The organism is Streptomyces sp. NPDC002130 (genome assembly GCF_040296465.1).
Taxonomy (GTDB): Bacteria; Actinomycetota; Actinomycetes; order Streptomycetales; family Streptomycetaceae; genus Streptomyces.
This window is the reverse complement of record NZ_JBEOXI010000553.1, coordinates 1-2,461: the sequence shown is the minus strand read 5'-3', so window position 1 is coordinate 2,461 and position 2,461 is coordinate 1. Positions and strand designations below refer to the sequence as shown.

Below are 2,461 nucleotides of genomic sequence, written 5' to 3'. Positions count from 1 at the left end.
CCAGGGTCACCGGCCAGTCGTTCGAGGCGTTCCTGCGGATGCGCATCCTCGAGCCGCTGGGAATGAAGGACACCGGCTTCCACGTGCCCGCCGACAAGATCGACCGGCTGCCGCCCCTGTACGCCCCCGACCCGCAGACCGGAGAGTTCACGGTAGAGGACCCGGCCGAAGGGGGACACCACAGCAAGCCTCCGGCGTTCCAGTCCGGCGGCGGCGGACTCGACTCGACCGCCGACGACTACCACGCCTACTTCCGGATGCTGCTCAACCACGGGATGCACGGCAGCGAGCGCATCCTGTCCCAGCCCGCCGTCGAGCTGATGACCACCAACCGCCTCACGCCCGAGCAGACATCCGCCCTCCAGACCTGGGCGCGCAGCGTCGTCCATCTGTCACACGGCCAGGGGCAGACCGGCGGCTGGGGCTTCGGAATGACGGTGCGCACCTACCGAGGCGACTACGCACCCATCGGCCAGTTCGGCTGGGACGGCGGAGCAGGCACCACCACCTACGCCGACCCGCACAACGGACTCGTCGGCATCCTGCTTACCCAGACCGGGATGTCCACCCCGGACTCCGCACGGGCCATGCAGGACTTCTGGACCACCCTGTACCAGGCAATCGACAACTGACACGTCTACCTGGTCAGCGTGCGGGACAGCCGGGTACGTCCGAAGCGACCCCACGTCTGCTTCCGACTCCCGGTGCCCGCTCCCGTGTTGCTATTCCAGTGGCGCACCGGTGAGCAGAACCGCGTGGTGTCTATGACACGATCCGCAAGGCGCTGGACGAGACCCTTGCAGCGGCCGGGCTGACGGACAACACCGGGCAGCCCCTTCGCTATCAGCCCCATGACTGCCGCAGGATCTTCGTCACCGACGCGATCATGAGCGGCCTGCCGCCACATATCGCTCAGATCATCTTCGGGCACAAGCACATCTCCACCATTGGCGGTCTATCCGGCCGAAGCCATCGAGGCCCACCACGCGTTCATCGCCCGCCGTCGAACTCTGTCTGCGAGCGGCATCCGGACCGGCTCGTGTTCCAGGGCATCCTGTTCGTCCTGCACACCCGGATCGCTTGGGAACACCTGCCGCAGGAACTCGGCTTCGGCTCGGGCATGACCTGCTGGCGCCGGCTGGCCGAGTAGACCGAGGCCGAGGTGTGGCCGCGACTGCAGAGGCCCTCCTCGCCAAGCTCCGCGGCGCGAACGCCCTGGACTTCTCCCGGGCGCCGGTCGACGGCTCCCATACCGGGCGCTAAAGGGGGCCAAGACCGGACGAAGCCCCGCCAACCGGGGCAGGGCGGGCAGCAAGTGTCACCTGATCACCGACGCCACCGGCCTTCCGCTCGCCGCCACCCCAACCAGCGGCAACCGCAACGACGTCACCCAGCTGATCCCACTCCTGCAGGCCGTGCCGTCCGTGCGGGGTAAACGTGGCCGGCCCCGGCGCCGCCCGGACGTAGTCCCGCCAAACGCGATTACGACCACGACAAGTACCGCCGTCTCGTCTGGGACCTCGGCATGAAGCCGTTGATCGCCCGCCGCGGCACCGAGCATGGCTCCGGCTTGGGCACTCAACGCTGGGTCGTGGAGCGCGCGTTCGCCCACCTGCACTGGTTCCGCCGTCTGCGGATCCGCTGGGAGATACGCGACGACATCCACGAAGCCTTCCTCACCCTCGGATGCGCACTCATCTGCAGGCGGCGCCTGGCCGCAGTTCAGCGCCGCCACTCATAGGCACCCGGTGAAGACTCCAGCACTTCGCTCGGCCACATTTGCAGCACCTGCCCGAGCAGCTTCCGCTGCTCGTCGATCCAGCCCTCTTCAAGGCTCATGGGAAGGAACACGGAGACGCACGAACTGCCCAGATCTTCTACACGGACAGCGACAGTCTCATGCTCCTCGTTGTACGGCTGGATCTTGATCTCGGGGCTGTGGTCGTCATCCCTCCAGGAGATGTCCTGACCGGCAGCAAGCAGGTCCAGAGCACGCGACCACTCTTCCAGGTCGGAAGGGAACAGGGACATGGCCAACCGACCGCCGACGAAGCTGCTGATCACAATGACCTCTGCGTCGAGCTGGTCGTGAAGATGCAGCACGCCCGGCGACCTACGCCCCAGCACACGCACCAGGAAGCTGTTGTCTCCATCCGAGAGGCTGATCAGTTCCACCCTGCATCCTCTGCCCTGCCCGCTCACATCTGTCAGAGTTCAGGGTCTCTGAGCCAGATCAACGGGCACAAGCAGGTTGTCCCCACCTCATTCCGTGGAGTTCTTGGTTCAGAGAAGCGACGCTCGACTGGATCGAGACGGGTGGATCACGGTCGGGATGGGCATGGCCAGCCCCAGCGCCGAGGCAGCCGGCAACAACGCGCTGCCGCTGGTCTTCCTGCCGCTCATCTCCAGCGCCTTCGTCCCGGTCGACGCGATGCCGGGCTGGTTCCAGCCGATCGCCCAG

At 66.6% G+C, this 2,461-nt stretch carries 2 protein-coding genes and 2 pseudogenes; 3 read left to right on the top strand and 1 reads right to left on the bottom strand.

The window, feature by feature from the left end; all coding sequences use genetic code 11:
- A partial coding sequence (locus ABT116_RS42670) for a serine hydrolase domain-containing protein (RefSeq protein WP_351646072.1) occupies positions 1-632 on the top strand: 632 nt, incomplete at its 5' end.
- A 314-nt stretch (positions 633-946) separates the two neighbouring features.
- Positions 947-1,741, top strand: a pseudogene (locus ABT116_RS42665) (IS5 family transposase).
- Here ABT116_RS42665 and ABT116_RS42660 read toward each other — a convergent pair.
- Positions 1,723-2,175, bottom strand: coding sequence for a DUF5959 family protein (locus tag ABT116_RS42660; RefSeq protein WP_351646068.1), 453 nt, complete (start codon positions 2,173-2,175; stop codon positions 1,723-1,725). The pseudogene ABT116_RS42665 and the gene ABT116_RS42660 overlap by 19 nt on opposite strands.
- A 142-nt stretch (positions 2,176-2,317) precedes the next feature.
- Between ABT116_RS42660 and ABT116_RS42655 the strand changes: the two are divergent.
- Positions 2,318-2,461 (top strand): annotated as a pseudogene (locus tag ABT116_RS42655) (ABC transporter permease); the annotation flags it as partial.